The organism is Methylobacterium sp. B4, assembly GCF_003201865.1.
In the GTDB taxonomy this organism is placed as follows: Bacteria; Pseudomonadota; Alphaproteobacteria; order Rhizobiales; family Beijerinckiaceae; genus Methylobacterium.
Genome location: NZ_QJJJ01000019.1, coordinates 57618 through 73330, shown reverse-complemented (window position 1 = coordinate 73330; position 15713 = coordinate 57618). Strand labels below are relative to the sequence as shown.

General features: G+C 69.0%; 13 protein-coding genes. 7 read left to right on the top strand and 6 right to left on the bottom strand.

Annotation, left to right across the window (positions count from 1 at the left end):
- The 3 genes from BY998_RS18960 to BY998_RS18950 all read right to left on the bottom strand — a co-directional run.
- A partial coding sequence (locus BY998_RS18960) for a sugar phosphate nucleotidyltransferase (RefSeq protein WP_245421649.1) occupies positions 1 to 888 on the bottom strand: 888 nt, incomplete at its 3' end.
- Positions 889 to 1105: 217 nt separating this feature from the next.
- Positions 1106 to 3271, bottom strand: a complete 2166-nt coding sequence (gene scpA, locus BY998_RS18955) for a methylmalonyl-CoA mutase (protein WP_110353181.1) — start codon at positions 3269 to 3271, stop codon at positions 1106 to 1108.
- A gap of 115 nt (positions 3272 to 3386) precedes the next feature.
- Positions 3387 to 3887 (bottom strand): hypothetical protein, encoded by a 501-nt coding sequence (locus BY998_RS18950; RefSeq protein WP_110353179.1) that lies wholly within the window; start codon positions 3885 to 3887, stop codon positions 3387 to 3389.
- Positions 3888 to 4010: 123 nt separating this feature from the next.
- Here BY998_RS18950 and BY998_RS18945 point away from each other — a divergent pair, with 123 nt between their 5' ends.
- On the top strand, positions 4011 to 4964 hold the full coding sequence (locus tag BY998_RS18945; RefSeq protein WP_110353177.1) for a DUF817 domain-containing protein: 954 nt from the start codon (positions 4011 to 4013) through the stop codon (positions 4962 to 4964).
- Here BY998_RS18945 and BY998_RS18940 read toward each other — a convergent pair.
- Positions 4952 to 5167, bottom strand: coding sequence for a hypothetical protein (locus BY998_RS18940; RefSeq protein ID WP_108942654.1), 216 nt, complete (start codon positions 5165 to 5167; stop codon positions 4952 to 4954). The two genes, BY998_RS18945 and BY998_RS18940, sit on opposite strands and share 13 nt — an antisense overlap.
- A 501-nt stretch (positions 5168 to 5668) precedes the next feature.
- On the opposite strand from BY998_RS18940, the gene BY998_RS18935 reads away from it, so the two are divergent.
- A complete protein-coding gene (locus tag BY998_RS18935) occupies positions 5669 to 6823 on the top strand; it encodes a trypsin-like peptidase domain-containing protein (protein ID WP_110353175.1) in 1155 nt (384 codons plus the stop codon).
- A gap of 69 nt (positions 6824 to 6892) precedes the next feature.
- Positions 6893 to 7588 carry a DnaJ domain-containing protein gene (locus BY998_RS18930; RefSeq protein ID WP_110353173.1) on the top strand — a complete coding sequence of 232 codons (696 nt, stop codon included), beginning with the start codon at positions 6893 to 6895 and terminating at the stop codon, positions 7586 to 7588.
- Positions 7589 to 7747: 159 nt separating this feature from the next.
- Here the strand turns inward: BY998_RS18930 and BY998_RS18925 are convergent, their stop codons facing one another.
- Positions 7748 to 9244: a D-alanyl-D-alanine carboxypeptidase gene (locus tag BY998_RS18925; RefSeq protein ID WP_110353171.1), complete on the bottom strand. Its 1497-nt coding sequence runs from the start codon at positions 9242 to 9244 to the stop codon at positions 7748 to 7750.
- Between the two features lie 394 nt (positions 9245 to 9638).
- Here BY998_RS18925 and clpS point away from each other — a divergent pair, with 394 nt between their 5' ends.
- The 4 genes from clpS to BY998_RS18905 all read left to right on the top strand — a co-directional run bounded on the left by clpS (position 9639) and on the right by BY998_RS18905 (position 14359).
- Positions 9639 to 10034, top strand: coding sequence for an ATP-dependent Clp protease adapter ClpS (gene clpS / locus BY998_RS18920; RefSeq protein WP_110353169.1), 396 nt, complete (start codon positions 9639 to 9641; stop codon positions 10032 to 10034).
- Between the two features lie 22 nt (positions 10035 to 10056).
- On the top strand, positions 10057 to 12537 hold the full coding sequence (clpA, locus tag BY998_RS18915; protein WP_110353167.1) for an ATP-dependent Clp protease ATP-binding subunit ClpA: 2481 nt from the start codon (positions 10057 to 10059) through the stop codon (positions 12535 to 12537).
- A 137-nt stretch (positions 12538 to 12674) separates the two neighbouring features.
- Complete coding sequence (locus BY998_RS18910) at positions 12675 to 12947, top strand: hypothetical protein (protein ID WP_110353165.1); 273 nt, start codon at positions 12675 to 12677, stop codon at positions 12945 to 12947.
- Positions 12948 to 13282: 335 nt separating this feature from the next.
- Positions 13283 to 14359 (top strand): UDP-glucuronic acid decarboxylase family protein, encoded by a 1077-nt coding sequence (locus tag BY998_RS18905; protein WP_210205505.1) that lies wholly within the window; start codon positions 13283 to 13285, stop codon positions 14357 to 14359.
- A gap of 118 nt (positions 14360 to 14477) precedes the next feature.
- On the opposite strand, the gene hemA is transcribed toward BY998_RS18905, so the two are convergent.
- A complete protein-coding gene (gene hemA, locus BY998_RS18900) occupies positions 14478 to 15695 on the bottom strand; it encodes a 5-aminolevulinate synthase (RefSeq protein WP_110353162.1) in 1218 nt (405 codons plus the stop codon).
- Between the last annotated feature and the right edge of the window lie 18 nt (positions 15696 to 15713).

The window sequence follows — 15713 nt, the reverse complement described above, 5'->3', positions numbered from 1 at the left end:
GTTGCCCCGCGCGTCGCGCTCCAGCACCTGCCAGACGGCGTCCCAGGTGCCGACGTCCGACCACGCGAAGGAGACGGCCAGCACGCCCGCGCGGGTCGTCCGCTCCATCACCGCGTAATCGATCGAGGTCTTGGGCGCCCGCGCGAAGGACTCCGCCTGCAGCCGTACGAAATCGAGATCCGTCGCGGCATGGGCCAGCGCGCCGCGCGCGGCCTCCAGCACCTGCGGCGCGTGCGCCTCCAGTTCGGCGATCATGACGTCGGCGCGGAACAGGAAGTAGCCCGAGTTCCACAGGGCGCCCTCCCCGATCAGCCGCTCGGCCCCGGCCGCGTCGGGCTTCTCGACGAAGCGCTCGACCTGGTGGAGGCCGGGCGCATCCGCGAGGGAGGTGCCGGTGCGGATGTAGCCGTACTCGGTCGCGGGCCGGGTCGGGGTGATGCCGAGCGTCATGATCTGGCCGAGGCGGGCGCCGAGGGCCGCGTGCCGCGCGGCCTGCGCGAAGGCGGCGGCATCCTCGATCACGTGGTCGGCGGCCATGATCAGCACCACCGTCTCCGGACCTCGGCCGGCCGCGTGGAGCGCGGCCACCGCCACTGCAGCGGCGGAGTCGCGACGCTCGGGCTCGAGCAGGATGTCGGCACTCGTGCCGGTCTGGGCGAGCTGCTCGGCGACGATGAAGCGGGACTCGGCCGAGGCGATCACCGTCGGCTTGGCGAACACGGCCGGATCGGCGACGCGCCGGATCGTGGCCTGGAAGGTCGAGGTCGTGGGGTCCACGAGCGGCGTGAACTGCTTGGGCATGCTCTCACGCGAGGCCGGCCAGAGCCGCGTCCCCGAGCCGCCGCACAGGATGACAGGCAGGATGTTTCCGTGGTCCGCCTCGGCCATCGCCCAGCCCCGTCGCAATGCGTGAGGCGCCAGCCGGTCGTTGAAAGCGCGGGAGCGGCGGGCGCGAAAACTGATCCTGCCGTCTTATCCGATCCGTTCTCACGGCACCACGACGGGCGCGACGGCGCCTGACATTCCGGTAAATTCGATGAAAAAGGGGATGACGGGGGGAGACGCGGCCTCCGCCCGATCCGTGGGAAAGGCTACTCGCGAAAGATCACTCGGCAGCCTGCCGCTCGCCGTAGCCCAGGCGCTCGTTGAGTTCGCTCAGGAGCTTGACCGCGGCCTCCGCGATCACCGTGCCCGGCGGAAAGATCGCCGAGGCGCCGGCGGCGTGGAGCGCGTCGTAATCGCCCGGCGGGATCACGCCGCCGACCACGATCATCACGTCGTCGCGGCCCTCCTGCTTCAGCGCGGCCTTCAGCTCGGGCACCAGAGTCAGGTGACCCGCCGCCAGCGAGGAGACGCCGACGATGTGCACGTCGTTCTCCACGGCCTGCCGCGCGGCTTCGTCCGGCGTGGCGAAGAGCGGCCCGATATCCACGTCGAAGCCGAGATCGGCGAAGGCCGAGGCGATCACCTTCTGGCCGCGGTCGTGCCCGTCCTGGCCCATCTTGGCGACCAGGATGCGCGGACGGCGCCCGTCATTCTCCTCGAAGGCCTCGACGAGGCCGCGGACCTTCTCCACCACCGGCGACATGCCGCCCACCTCCCGCTTGTAGACGCCCGAGATCGAGCGGATCTCGGCGCGGTGACGGCCCCAGGCCTTCTCCAGCGCCTCCGAGATCTCGCCGACCGTGGCCTTGGCCCGCGCCGCGTTCACCGCCAGCTCGAGCAGGTTGCCCTCGCCGTCCGCGGCCTTCGTCAGCGCGGCGAGCGCGGCCTCGACCTCGGCCGGGTTGCGCTCGGCGCGCAGGCGCTTGAGCTTGTCGATCTGCTTGGCGCGGACGTCGGCGTTGTCGACGCGCAGGAGATCGATCTTCATCTCGTCGTCGGGCTTGTACTTGTTGATGCCGACGATCGTCTGGCGGCCGGAATCGATCCGCGCCTGGGCGCGGGCCGCCGCTTCCTCGATGCGAAGCTTCGGAATGCCCGCCTCGATGGCTTTCGCCATGCCGCCGAGCGCCTCGACCTCGCGGATATGCTCCCAGGCCCGGGCGGCGATGTCGTGGGTCAGGCGCTCGACGTAGTAGGAGCCGCCCCAGGGGTCGATGATCCGGGTGGTGCCGCTCTCCTGCTGCAGGAAGAGCTGCGTGTTGCGGGCGATGCGGGCCGAGAAGTCGGTGGGCAGGGCCAGCGCCTCGTCGAGCGCGTTGGTGTGGAGCGACTGGGTGCCGCCCTGGGTGGCCGCCATCGCCTCGATGCAGGTGCGGGTGACGTTGTTGAACACGTCCTGCGCGGTCAGCGACCATCCGCTCGTCTGCGAGTGGGTGCGCAGCGGCAGCGACTTGTCGCTCTTGGGATCGAACTCCTTCACGAGCTTGGCCCAGATCAGGCGCGCGGCCCGCATCTTGGCGATCTCCATGAAGAAGTTCATCCCGATCGCCCAGAAGAACGACAGGCGCGGGGCGAACTGATCGATGGTCAGGCCGGCGGCCAGACCTGCCTTGATGTATTCCACGCCGTCGGCGAGCGTGTAGGCGAGCTCCAAATCCTGCGTCGCCCCGGCTTCCTGCATGTGGTAGCCGGAAATGGAAATAGAGTTGAACTTCGGCATGTTCTTGGATGTGTAGCCGAAGATATCGGAGATAATCCGCATCGATCCCTTGGGGGGATAGATGTAGGTGTTACGGACCATGAACTCTTTGAGGATGTCGTTCTGGATCGTGCCGGCGAGCTTTTCCGGCGGTACGCCCTGCTCTTCGGCCGCGACGATGTAGAGCGCGAGAATGGGAAGCACCGCGCCGTTCATCGTCATCGACACGGTCATTTCGTCGAGTGGGATGCCGGAGAACAGCGTGCGCATGTCGTAGATCGAGTCGATCGCAACGCCGGCCATGCCGACATCGCCCGACACGCGCGGGTGGTCCGAATCGTAGCCGCGGTGGGTGGCGAGGTCGAAGGCGACCGAGAGACCTTTCTGGCCCGCGGCGAGGTTGCGCCGGTAGAAGGCGTTCGAATCCTCGGCGGTGGAGAAGCCGGCATATTGCCGGATCGTCCAGGGCTGGGTCGCGTACATCGCCGGATAGGGCCCGCGCAGGTAGGGTGGCAGGCCCGGATAGGATTCGATGCCCTCAAGCCCCTCCCGGTCCTCGGGCCCGTAGAAGCCCTTTACCGGGATACCTTCCGGCGTCATCCACGGCTCCGCGACCGGCGGGGGCGGCGCCTTGAAGCCGTCGGCCGCGAAGGCGACGGAGGTGAAATCGGGGATCCGGGAGCTCATGACACGGGTTTCCTGGCCTCAGCCCCAGGCGTCCGAGGCTGTCGTGGTTTTTTGGTGATTTTTTTGAGCATTATAGGCGAGCCGCCAAATGCGGCTACTGTCAAAAAGGCCGGCCTCACCGGCTCCGCTTCCGCCGCCCCGCTCCCGTCGCACGCCGTCCCATCGCGTCCCAGCGAACGCTCGGCGGCGGGCCGGACGGTGCGGTGAGCCATGACCGGCGCTGGGCGATCAGGTGCTTGAGGCGCCGCGCGCGCTCTTCCTTCCGGCCGCACTCGCCGGGGCAGTCGCAATCGAGGCCGTGCGGGCCGCCCTCGCCGCTGAACAGGCTGAGCAGCGCCAGCACGATTCCGATTAGGCCGATGACGCCGATCACCAGGGTCGGCCATGCCAGCCCGAGCCCGACCGCCAGGGCGATCGCGGTCTTGCCCGCGAGCGTCCCGACGAGCTTCAGCTTCACCAGCGCGCCGAAGGTCGCCGCCGCGCCGACCGTGCCGCGCAGGGCCCGTAGGGACCGTCGGCGAAAGCGCTTGCGCCCCGCGAGCCCGTCGAGCCATCGCAGCTCGCGCTCCATGCGCCGACGGGCCCGCCCTCGATCCTCGACCTGCTCCGCCTGCACGCCCCCTCCCGGCCCTGCCCTTTCATGGACTGTGCGGCGTTGCGCCGGTGAACGTCAAACCGACGCTTTCCTCCGCTCCGCTCGCGTGTCGATTCGGACTGCGGACGGGACAGGGCGGGCGGAATGGGGTTTGCCGGAAGAAAGGCGCCGAGCGCGGCGCGCACCTGGCCGTTCCTGGCCGGGTTCGTCGCGGCCGAGGGCCGACTCGCCGCCCGGGCGCAGGCACGCGGACGGCTCACCGCCTTCGCCTACGAGTTCCTGCGCTTCGGGGTGAAGCAGGGCTGGGCCTGCCTGTTCGGCGGCCTGATCTGCGCGCTCCTGATCGGCACGCACCTGTTCTATCCGGCCGACGCGCCGCTCACGCGATACGACTTCCTGACGATTGCGGCGGTGCTGATCCAGGTCGCGTTGCTCGCGCTCGGCATGGAGACCTGGGAGGAGGCGAAAGTCATCGCCATCTACCACCTCGTCGGCACGGCGATGGAGATCTTCAAGACCGGCGTCGGCTCGTGGATCTATCCCGAGGCGAGCCTGCTGCGGGTCATGGGCGTGCCGCTGTTCACCGGCTTCATGTATGCCAGCATCGGCTCCTACATCGCCCGCGTCTGGCGCCTGTTCGACTTCCGCTTCACGCGGCATCCGCCGTTGGCGCTGACGCTGCCTTTGGCCGGCGCGATCTATCTCAACTTCTTCAGCCACCATTACGTGGCCGACCTGCGCGCCCTATTGTTCATCGCCATCGGCGTGCTGTTCGCGGGCACGGTGGTGCACTTCAAGGTCTGGCAGGTGCATCGCAAGATGCCGCTCCTGCTCGGATTCGTCCTCGTCTCGCTGTTCATCTGGCTCGCCGAGAATATCGGCACCGCCACGCGCGTCTGGATCTACCCGAACCAGGCGGCCGGTTGGTCGCCGGTCTCGGCGGCCAAGCTCGGCTCGTGGTTCCTCTTGATGATCGTGTCCTACGTGCTGGTCACGTTGGTGAACCGTCCCGAGCCGATGCCGGAGGTCGCTCCGGCATCGCGGCCGAGCCCCGGCTCGCCGGTGCCCGCACCGGGAGCGGTCGATCAGTTGACGTAGGTGCGGATCCAGTTCGGGGAGAGGATTTCGCCCTCCTCCGTGATGATCCAGGGCTGCTTGGAGGGATCGCCCAGGGCGCCCTTCGCGGCGGCGAGCGCCTCGCGCAGGGTGCCGTAGCGCTCGGGTTGCGCCAGCGGGGAGGAGGCCGGCAGCGTGCGCCAGATCGTGAGGTCGGCAGGACGTTCGAGAGCTTCGGTTTCCATCTCTTGTTCTTCCTGTTTGAACCGTGTCCGTCCGTAGAGGACCGCCACGACGACTAGAGCCGCCGGGCCGGTATGTTCGAAGGTCTAGGGCGATCGAAGCATCTCTGGGGCGGCTTTGCGATCAATTCGAGTGCTCGACAGCCTTGTCGGTCACCGTTCCGTCGCAGTTCCTCGCCTCGACCTTGCCTTGGTTTTGCCAAGATTGGTCCAGGCCCACCCACCGATGCCTTTCATCAGTGTGAAGACACTGCGTGTGAAACAGTATGCAATTGGTTACTCGGGCTTCGTTGGCTTGGCCGTGCGGTGCCGCACCCGACCGGCCTGTGCGGAAAAGCGGGGATTTGTTGACCGAAAGCCACACCACACCCAGCTAAGCCTCTCTCGTACCTCTCTCGCGCCGTCCGTCACGGTCGGCGGCGAATGCGAGTTATGGTGGAGAGAATCTGAACGCAGCCTGTGCCGCCTCGCGGTCCGGGCCTGCCGTCGAGGACGGGGACACCGGTGCCGGATCGTTTCGTGCGGATCGCCCTGGGGGTGACGCTGGGGCTGCTGATCGCGTTCGTGGCGCAGCCCTACATCCTGGCCTTCTTCTACTCGGCGGACGCGCCCCGCGCCGTGACGGCCCGCGGCGACCTCTCCTCGGCGGAGAAGAGCACCGTCGAGCTGTTCGCCCGCGCCGCGCCCTCCGTGGTGCACGTCTTCGCCCAGTCTGCCGCGCAGGGGCGTGCCCTGATCGAGCCGGAGGACGAGCTCGGCCAGGGTCCGGGCGGAGGCGAGCAGCGGGGCTCGGGCACGCAGACCGGTACCGGTTTCGTCTGGGACGCGGCCGGCCACGTCGTCACCAACAACCACGTGGTCGAGGCCGCGACCAAGGGTGGCGGCTCGATCTCCGTGCGTCTCTCTTCCGGCGAGGTGGTGAGCGCGCGGGTGGTCGGCACGGCCCCGAATTACGACCTCGCCGTCCTCCAGCTCGGCCGCGTGGCCAAGATGCCGCCGCCGCTGGCCGTCGGCAGCTCCGCAGACCTCAAGGTGGGGCAATCCGCCTTCGCCATCGGCAACCCGTTCGGGCTCGATCACACGCTGACCAGCGGCGTCATCAGCGCACTGCAGCGCCGCCTGCCGACGCAGGAGGGGCGCGAATTGTCGGGCGTGATCCAGACCGACGCGGCGATCAACCCGGGCAATTCCGGCGGCCCGCTGCTCGATTCCGCCGGGCGCCTGATCGGCGTCAACACGGCCATCTTCTCGCCCTCGGGGGCGAGCGCCGGCATCGGCTTCGCCGTACCCGTCGACGTGGTGAACCGCGTCGTGCCCGATCTGATCAAGAACGGCCGGGTGCGCAGCCCCGGTATCGGCATCATCGCCGGCCAGGAGGCGACCGCGGCCCGGCTCGGCATCGACGGCGTCGTCGTGGTGCGGGTGCTGCCCGGCTCTCCGGCCGCCCAGGCGGGCCTGCGCGGCGTCGACCCGCGCACGGGCGACATCGGCGACGTCATCGTCGGCGTGAACGGCCAGCCGGTCCACCGCCTGTCCGACCTGACCTCGGTCGTCGAGGAGACCGGCCTCGACCGTCCCGTCACCCTGCTGGTCGAGCGCGACGGCCGGGTGCGGACGGTGCGGGTGAACACCGCGGACGTGGCGGCGACGCGGTTGTGAGGCCGTCCTGCGGCGACGCGCTCGGCTCGAGCGCTTTACGCGCGCCCCGTTCCGTCCGATGAGCGCGGGATGCTTCTCGCCCTCGGCCTTCTGGCGCTCATCGGCTTCTGGTGGCTCGGCCGCCGCAAGGGACGCCTGCCCTTCGGCCTGACGCCGCGGCGTCTCACCGGCTACCTTGCGTTCGCCGCAGCCTTCGCTCTGTCGCTTCGCGGCAGCTTTCTGCTCTCGCTCCTGCTCGGGATGGGCGGAGTCTGGCTGATGGAGGGGGCGAGCGGCCTCGGGCGGCGGTTCAATGCCCTGCGCGGCGCGGGGACGCCGCAGCGCCTGCGTACGGCCTCGCTCGAACTCGAATTGCGACCCGACGGAAGCCCGGGCGACGGCACGCTCTTCGTCGGCCCCTTCGCGGGGCGGCGCCTCTCCGAGGTGCCGCACGCCGCGCTCGTCGAACTCGCCGGGCTGCTCGCGGCGAACGATCCGGAGGGCGCGCGCGGGCTAGAGGCGTATCTCGACCGCCGGCAGCCCGGCTGGCGTGTAGACGCTGATGGCGACGGAGACCCGCGGCCGGGCGGCGCGGCGAAGCCAGGGGCGATGACGGAGCAGGAGGCCTATCAGGTCCTGGGGCTTGAGCGCGGGGCGTCCCTGGAGGAGGTCCGCGCGGCTCATCGGTCGCTGATGAAGCGGCTGCATCCCGACCAGGGCGGCAGCGTCGAGCGGGCGGCGCGGGTGAACGCGGCGCGGGACAGGCTGGTGAACCGACATCGCTAGAACTCCACGCGCGTTGTCAGGATTTTTCGAAGGTCGAACGTCCGGGGCCGCTTGCGACGGCTCTCGTTGCGGACGGACGCGGCACGGAACTCTGCCGCGCGCCCGGATCGACGGCGGCCTGCCGACGGGCAGGCACCGGAATGGCAAGGTTCGAAGGACTCAGCTCCGCGTGGCGAAGCAGTTGAAGCCGTTCTTCTTCAGTGCGGCGCAGGCATCCTGCGCGGCGCCCTGCTCCGAGAAGCCGGAGAAGCGGGCCCGGTAGAGCGTGGCGCCGCCGTGGGTCACGCGCACGGTGTAGGGCGCGGCCTTGGAGAGCGCGCCGGTGCGGCTGCGGGCGTCGGACAGGATCGACTTGGCCTTGTCCTCGTCGTCCATCGCGCCGAGCTGGATCACCCAGGGGGTCGGCACGACGGCCTTGGGGCTCTCGGAGCGCGCATCCTTCGGCGGTCCCTCGGCGCGGGAGGCGACGCCCTCCACGGCGGGCAGGCGCGCGGTCGACTTTCCGCCCGTGCTCGGGAACGGCGCCTGGCCGGCGGGGCCGGCATAGGCCTGGGCGGCACCCGGCAGGGCCTGGAGGCCGGGACGGCGCATGCCCGGGGTCGTGGTCGCCTGCGCGACGCCGCTGGGGCGGATGTCGAGGGGCGCGGTGCTGGTGGAGCTCGTCGTCTCGATCTCGTCGTCGTCGGCCGAGGCCACCACCGTGCGGGTGCGGGAGCCCGCCTCGGCGACCACCGCCGGGCGGCCGCGCTCGGCCGTCTCGATCACGGGCCCCGTCTGGCGGGCGCCGGCATAGGCGCGGGGCAGGTTCGCGCGGACGAGGTCGGCCATGATCCGGTCGCGGCTCGCGCCCGACTTGCCGCCGAGCACGATCGCCACGATCTGGCGGTCGCCGAGCTTGGCCGCGGTCATCAGGTTGAAGCCGGAATCGCGGGTGTAGCCGGTCTTGATGCCGTCCACGCCCTCGACATTGCCGAGCAGGCGGTTGTGGTTGCCGATGGTCCGGCCGCGGAAGGCGAAGGAGCGGGTCTGGAAGTAGCGGTACTGGCGCGGGAAGCGGTCCTGGATGGCGCGAGCCAGGATGGTGAGATCGTGGGCGGTGGTGATCTGGTCCGGGTCGGGCAGGCCCGAGGCGTTGGCGAAGTTCGTGCGGCTCATGCCGAGCGACTTGGCCTTGCGGGTCATCATCTCGGCGAAGCGCGGCTCGGAGCCGGCGATGTTCTCGCCGATGGCGCAGGCCACGTCGTTGGCCGACTTGGTCACGAGCGCCTTGATCGCCTCCTCGACGGTGATGGTCGAGCCGGGCCGCAGGCCGAGCTTCGACGGCGCCTGGGCGGCGGCGTTGGCCGAGATGCCGAGCGGCGAATCGATCTCGTAGCGGCCCTTCTCCATCTGCTCGAACAGCATGTAGAGGGTCATCACCTTGGTGATCGAGGCCGGATGGCGCAGGGCGTCCTCGTTGACCGCGTGCAGCGTGCGGCCGGATTTCACGTCCACCACCATGGCGGCGTAGGGCGGGTTGTAGCCGCTCACCGCCTTGCGCGTGTGCCCGCGGCGGCGCGCCTCGGCCGGATCGGCCACCGCGACGAGAAAGCTCGTCGCCAGGAGCAGAACGGCGACAGCGCGGGACCCCGTGGGCCGGCCTTCTACGCGACGCATCTGGAAACCTTCGCCTCGACACCCGGGCAGCGGGCCCGGCTGGCACCATTCGTTCGCGGATGCCGGCCCTCCGGATCCGCGTTCTCTGTGGCGAAGCTAGGATGAACGCGGTTACGCGGCCGTTAATGCCGGCGGGTCGAGAAGCGAGATCGTCCTTTCGCCACAGGGGTTAAGCCGAAGTTGACGGCCCCCTTCCCCGAGTGTCCCGCGACGGCCTGCGGCCGTTTGCCCCGAACGAAGCCGCAGGGTGAGAGACTAGCGACATCGACCTCGGACAGTTTCGCGCACGCGACTGGCGGACTCGTTTCCCGGCCTATAGATTGCCTATCGAGCGATGCGCTCTCTCGGGGGTGCATATGCCGAAGGCTGCCAGACCGAGGTCGCTTCGATACCGATGTCTCTTCAGCAGATCCAGGACGAGGTGCGCCGGGCCGGGCGGTTCGCCGCCCCCTTTGCCGCAGCCTCGACCCCACCCGGTTCGGGTGACGACGACCGTTCGGGCACCGCGATCATCACCCGCACCAAGCCGCGGGCGAAGCGGCCGAGCCTGTACCGCGTGCTGCTGCTCAACGACGACTACACGCCGATGGAGTTCGTCGTGCATGTCGTGGAGCGGTTCTTCAACAAGAGTCACGACGACGCCTACCAGATCATGATGCACGTCCATCACAATGGTGTGGGGGAGTGCGGCGTGTTCACTTACGAAGTTGCGGAAACAAAAGTGACGCAGGTGATGGATTTCGCCCGCAAGCACCAACATCCGCTTCAGTGCGTTATGGAAAAGAAATAGGCATCCAGCGAAGGCCAGAGCATTGCCCAGCTTCTCACGTAGCCTCGAGCAAGCCCTCCACCGCGCCCTGGCCCTGGCCGGAGAGCGCCGCCACGAATACGCGACCCTCGAGCATCTCCTGCTCGCCCTCGTCGATGACCAGGATGCCGCCGCCGTGATGCGGGCCTGCAACGTCGAGATCGACGTGCTGCGCCGCAATCTCGTCGAGTATGTCGATACCGAACTCTCGAACCTGACCGGCGACGGACGCCAGGACGCCAAGCCGACCGCCGGCTTCCAGCGGGTGATCCAGCGCGCGGTGATCCACGTGCAGTCCTCGGGTCGCGAGGAGGTGACCGGGGCCAACGTGCTCGTCGCGATCTTCGCCGAGCGCGAGAGCCACGCCGCCTACTTCCTGCAAGAGCAGGACATGACCCGCTACGACGCGGTGAACTACATCAGCCACGGCATCGCCAAGCGGCCCGGCGCTTCGGAAGCCAAGCCCGTGCGCGGCGCCGAGGAGGAGAGCGGGAGCGAGCGCCCCGGGCCCGAGGAAAACGAGGCGCGTCCCAAGAAGAAGGGCGATGCGCTCGATGCCTACTGTGTCAACCTCAACAAGAAGGCGCGCGACGGCAAGATCGATCCGCTGATCGGCCGCCATTCCGAGGTCGAGCGCACGATCCAGGTGCTCTGCCGCCGCCAGAAGAACAACCCGCTGCTGGTGGGCGATCCGGGCGTCGGAAAGACCGCCATCGCCGAGGGACTTGCGCGAAAAATCATCCAGCACGAGGTGCCGGAGGTTCTGGCCGACGCGACCGTGTTCTCCCTCGACATGGGCACCCTGCTGGCCGGCACGCGCTACCGCGGCGACTTCGAGGAGCGCCTCAAGCAGGTGATGAAGGAGATCGAGGCGCACCCCAACGCCATCATGTTCATCGACGAGATCCACACCGTGATCGGTGCGGGCGCCACCTCGGGCGGTGCGATGGACGCCTCCAACCTGTTGAAGCCCGCGCTGGCCTCCGGCGCGCTCCGCTGCATCGGCTCGACCACCTACAAGGAGTACCGCCAGTACTTCGAGAAGGATCGCGCCCTGGTGCGCCGCTTCCAGAAGATCGACGTCAACGAGCCGTCGATCCCGGACACGATCGAGATCCTCAAGGGCCTCAAGCCGTATTTCGAGGAGTTCCACAAGCTCAAGTACACCACCGATGCCGTGAAGGCGGCGGTGGAGCTGTCGGCCCGCTACATCAACGACCGCAAGCTGCCCGACAAGGCGATCGACGTGATCGACGAGACCGGCGCCTCGCAGATGCTGGTGCCGGAGGCGCGCCGCAAGCGCACCATCGGCGTCAAGGAGATCGAGACCACCATCGCCACGATGGCGCGCATCCCGCCCAAGACCGTGTCGAAGGACGACGCGGTGGTGCTCAAGAACCTGACCGAGAACCTGAAGCGGGTCGTCTACGGCCAGACCAACGCCATTGAGGCACTGACCTCGGCGATCAAGCTGGCCCGTGCCGGCCTGCGCGACCCCGACAAGCCGATCGGCTCCTACCTGTTCGCCGGCCCGACCGGCGTCGGCAAGACCGAGGCCGCCAAGCAGCTTGCCGCTTCGCTCGGCGTCGAGATGCTGCGCTTCGACATGTCGGAATACATGGAGCGCCACACGGTCTCGCGGCTGATCGGTGCGCCGCCCGGCTATGTCGGCTTCGACCAGGGCGGCTTGCTCACCGACGGCATCGACCAGCACCCGCACTGCGTGCTCCTGCTCGACGAGATCGAGAAGGCGCACCCGGACCTGTTCAACATCCTCCTGCAGGTGATGGACCACGGCAAGCTGACCGACCACAACGGCAAGCAGGTCGACTTCCGCAACGTCATCATCATCATGACCTCGAATGCGGGCGCGTCCGATCTGGCGAAGTCGGCCTACGGCTTCACGCAGTCGAAGCGCACGGGTGACGACGTGGAGGCGATCAACCGGCTGTTCGCGCCGGAATTCCGCAACCGCCTCGACGCGATCATCTCGTTCGGTCACCTGCCGAAGGAAGTCGTGGCCAAGGTCGTCGACAAGTTCGTGCTCCAGCTCGAAGCCCAGCTCGCCGACCGCAACGTCACGATCGAGCTCTCGGACGAGGCCCGCGACTGGCTCGTGGAGAACGGCTACGACGACGCGATGGGCGCCCGGCCCATGGCCCGCCTGATCCAGTCCACGATCAAGACGCCGCTGGCCGACGAGGTTCTGTTCGGCCGTCTCAAGGATGGCGGCGCGGTCAAGGTGGTGCTGAAGAAGCCGGAGGACGGCGAGGCCGGCGGCAAGACGGGGCTCGGCTTCGAGTTCCCCGCCGGGCCGGTAACGCCCAAGCCCGAGAAGGACGTCACCAACGCGACCAAGCGCAAGCGCTCCAAGCCGCGCTCCGCGCCGCGCAAGAAGGCAGCCAAGCGCGACGGCGGCCCTTCGGGCGGCGGCTCGACGGGGGGCGGCGTGCGCACCGTGCCGAAGGTGCCGCTCAAGGTTTGAGCGCGCCCTGGGCGATCATGCGGACGCGTGATCGCCTTATCGTCGGCGCGGGTTGCGTTCCCGCGCCGGCTCCCGGATATGGACGGCGCCGCGGCTTGCCTTGAAGGGCGGCGGCATCGACCGGCAATGGGGGTATCATGACGAGCGACGCGCAGGAGGAGCCCCTCACGCCTGTCGCGACACCGATGGCGCCGGCCCGGCCGAAGCCGCCCTCGTCACGCGAACAGCGCCGCCGCCGTCGGCGGGCCCGTCACCGCGGCGAGGAAATCCTGGGCTGGATCCTGGTGCCGCTGATCCTGATCGGCGTGGTCTGGGGCGTGAACGCCATCCTCGAAGCGATGGGCACGAGCCCCGGCGTCGTCTGGGATCAGCTGATGCAGGTGAAGGCCGCGCTCGAAAAGAAGATGTGAGCGCGGCTCCCTCGCCTCGTCGGTGGGGAGCACACCTCGAGTTCGCCGGGCATGGTTCCTGCCGCGGCGACCGGGCCATAAGTCCCGTCCGGCACGGCCTCGACGGATACGGGCTTTGCGCCTTGAGTCCCTTTTTCTCGATACACCCGCGACTGGGCTCCCGCTTCCGCGCAGCGGGCCGGACGGGCGCATCACGCCTGCGGCTCGCGAGGGGGTGATTGCCTGAGACCGCCCAGTGCACCGGGCCGTGGAACTGGAAGCCGTCCCGCGCGATGCCGCTGGGGGCGGCACTGCGCCGGATATGACGGCGGAGCGCCCCATGAGAGAGTCGGTCCATGAGGGGGCGCGCAGTGAGCGAGTACCGAGGCATGCAGGTGCTCGTGGCCGGAGGTGCGGGCTTCATCGGCTCGCACCTCGTGGATGGACTGCTCGGACAGGGCGCGCACGTGGTCGCCCTCGACAGCCTGCTGACCGGGCGACAAGACAACCTCGCCCACCTCGCTCGCGAACCACGCTTCGAGTTCGTCGAGGCGGAGGTGACCCGGCCGCTGCCCGCGCTCCCGCGCTTCGACCGCATCTTCAATCTCGCCTGCGCGGCCTCCCCGCCGCACTATCAGGCCGATCCCGTGCACACGATGATGACGAGCGTCGTCGGCACCCACCATCTCCTGGAACGGGCCCGGCAGGACGGTGCCCGCTTCCTTCAAGCCTCCACCAGCGAGGTCTACGGTGACCCCGAGGTGCATCCGCAGACCGAGGCGTACTGGGGCAACGTCAATCCGACCGGGCCGCGCGCCTGCTACGACGAGGGCAAGCGCTCCGCCGAGACCCTGATCTTCGATTTCGAGCGCATGCATCGGCTCGACGTGCGGGTGGCGCGCATCTTCAACACCTACGGCCCGCGCATGCGCGCCGACGACGGCCGCGTCGTCTCCAATGTGATCTGCCAAGCGCTCGCGGGCGAGCCGATCACCGTCTACGGCAACGGCGAACAGACCCGCTCGTTCTGCTACGTCGCCGACCTCGTCGAGGGACTGATGCGGATGATGGAGCGCGAGGCCTCCCCCGGCGGGCCGGTCAATCTCGGGAATCCGCGCGAGATGACGGTGGCGGAGCTGGTCGACTTGGTGACGCGGATGACGGGGACCCGCTCCACGGTGGTGCGACGGCCGCTGCCGGTGGACGATCCCCAGCGTCGATGCCCCGACATCACCCGTGCGCGGGTTCTGCTGGACTGGTCACCGCAGGTGACGCTCGAAAAGGGCCTGGAGGCGACGATCGCCTGGTTTGCTCGCGAGGTGCGCGCGACGGAGCCGGGCACGGCCCCTCCGGCGCTCGGACGCTTCGTCGGCAGCCGGCCCTTCCCGACGGCGGAGCCGATCATCGGCGAGTACGCACAGAGCCAGCCGTGACGCGCCCGCTCGGGCGCCGACCGATCAGGTCGAGCCCGCAGGCCCGCATCTGCCGAATCGCTCCGGCTACCCGCCCGTGTCGTCGCTCGTCTCCGAGAGCCGGACGCCGATCGCGGGGCTACTCCGCCGCCGCCCGGCGCAGGCCGATCCGCCGCCAGATCGTGCTCAGCGCCTCGACGAGATGATCGATGTCCGCGTTGGAATGCAGCGGCGAGGGCGTGATGCGCAGGCGCTCCGTGCCGCGGGGCACGGTCGGGTAATTGATCGGCTGCACGTAGATGCCGAACTCGTCGAGCAGCGTGTCGCTGATCGCCTTGCATAGCACCGGATCGCAGACCATCACCGGCACGATGTGGCTCTGGTTGGCGAGCGTCGGGATGCCGGCCGCGTCGAGGGCCTGCCGCACCCGGGCGACGCGCTCCTGATGGCGCGCGCGCTCGAGGCTGCTCTCCTTGAGATGGCGGATGCTCGCCGCCGCGCCCGCGGCCACCGCGGGCGGCAGCGAAGTGGTGAAGATGAAGCCCGAGGCGAAGCTGCGGACGAAGTCGCAGAGCTGGTCCGAGCCCGTGATGTAGCCGCCGTGGACGGCAAACGCTTTACCCAGGGTGCCCTCGATCACGTCGAGCCGGTGGGCGAGGCCCATCCGCTCCGAAATGCCGCCGCCCCGGGCGCCGTAGAGTCCGACGGCGTGGACCTCGTCGAGGTAGGTCAGCGCGCCGTGCGCCTCGGCCACGTCGCAGATCTCGTCGATGGGCGCGATGTCGCCATCCATCGAATAGACCGACTCGAAGGCGACGAGCTTGGCACGGCCCGGCTCGATCAGGCCGAGCTTGCGGTTCAGATCTTCCGGATCGTTGTGGCGGAAGATCTGTCGCTCGGCCCGGCTGGAGCGGATGCCTTCGATCATCGAGGCATGGTTGCCCTCGTCGGAGAACACGACGCAGCCCGGGAGCTTCGAGGCGAGCGTGCCGAGCGCGGCCCAGTTCGAGACGTAGCCGGAGGAGAAGATCAGCGCCGCCTCCTTGCCGTGCAGGTCGGCCAGTTCCCGCTCCAGAAGGACGTGATAGTGGTTGGTGCCGGAGATGTTGCGGGTGCCGCCGGCCCCCGCGCCGCAGCGCTCGATCGCCTCGTGCATCGCCCGCAGCACCTCCGGGTGTTGGCCCATGCCGAGATAGTCGTTGGAGCACCAGACCGTGACCTCGCGCTCGCCGCCGGGGCTGTGATGCGTGGCGTAGGGGAAGCGCCCCGCCTGCCGCTCCAGATCGGTGAAGACGCGGTAGCGCCCCTCCCTGTGAAGGCCGGCGATCGCAGAGCCGAAGAACGCCTCGTAATCCATGTCCGTCCTCCCCGTAGA

Excerpts from the sequence above, each read along its gene's own strand:
- BY998_RS18905 (WP_210205505.1), top strand. The coding sequence starts at position 13,283 with ATGAGGGGGCGCGCAGTGAGCGAGTACCGAGGCATGCAGGTGCTCGTG.
- BY998_RS18940 (WP_108942654.1), bottom strand. The coding sequence starts at position 5,167 with ATGGAAACCGAAGCTCTCGAACGTCCTGCCGACCTCACGATCTGGCGC.
- clpS (WP_110353169.1), top strand. The coding sequence starts at position 9,639 with ATGTCTCTTCAGCAGATCCAGGACGAGGTGCGCCGGGCCGGGCGGTTC.
- hemA (WP_110353162.1), bottom strand. The coding sequence starts at position 15,695 with ATGGATTACGAGGCGTTCTTCGGCTCTGCGATCGCCGGCCTTCACAGG.
- BY998_RS18930 (WP_110353173.1), top strand. The coding sequence starts at position 6,893 with ATGCTTCTCGCCCTCGGCCTTCTGGCGCTCATCGGCTTCTGGTGGCTC.
- BY998_RS18945 (WP_110353177.1), top strand. The coding sequence starts at position 4,011 with ATGGGGTTTGCCGGAAGAAAGGCGCCGAGCGCGGCGCGCACCTGGCCG.
- scpA (WP_110353181.1), bottom strand. The coding sequence starts at position 3,271 with ATGAGCTCCCGGATCCCCGATTTCACCTCCGTCGCCTTCGCGGCCGAC.
- BY998_RS18925 (WP_110353171.1), bottom strand. The coding sequence starts at position 9,244 with ATGCGTCGCGTAGAAGGCCGGCCCACGGGGTCCCGCGCTGTCGCCGTT.
- BY998_RS18910 (WP_110353165.1), top strand. The coding sequence starts at position 12,675 with ATGACGAGCGACGCGCAGGAGGAGCCCCTCACGCCTGTCGCGACACCG.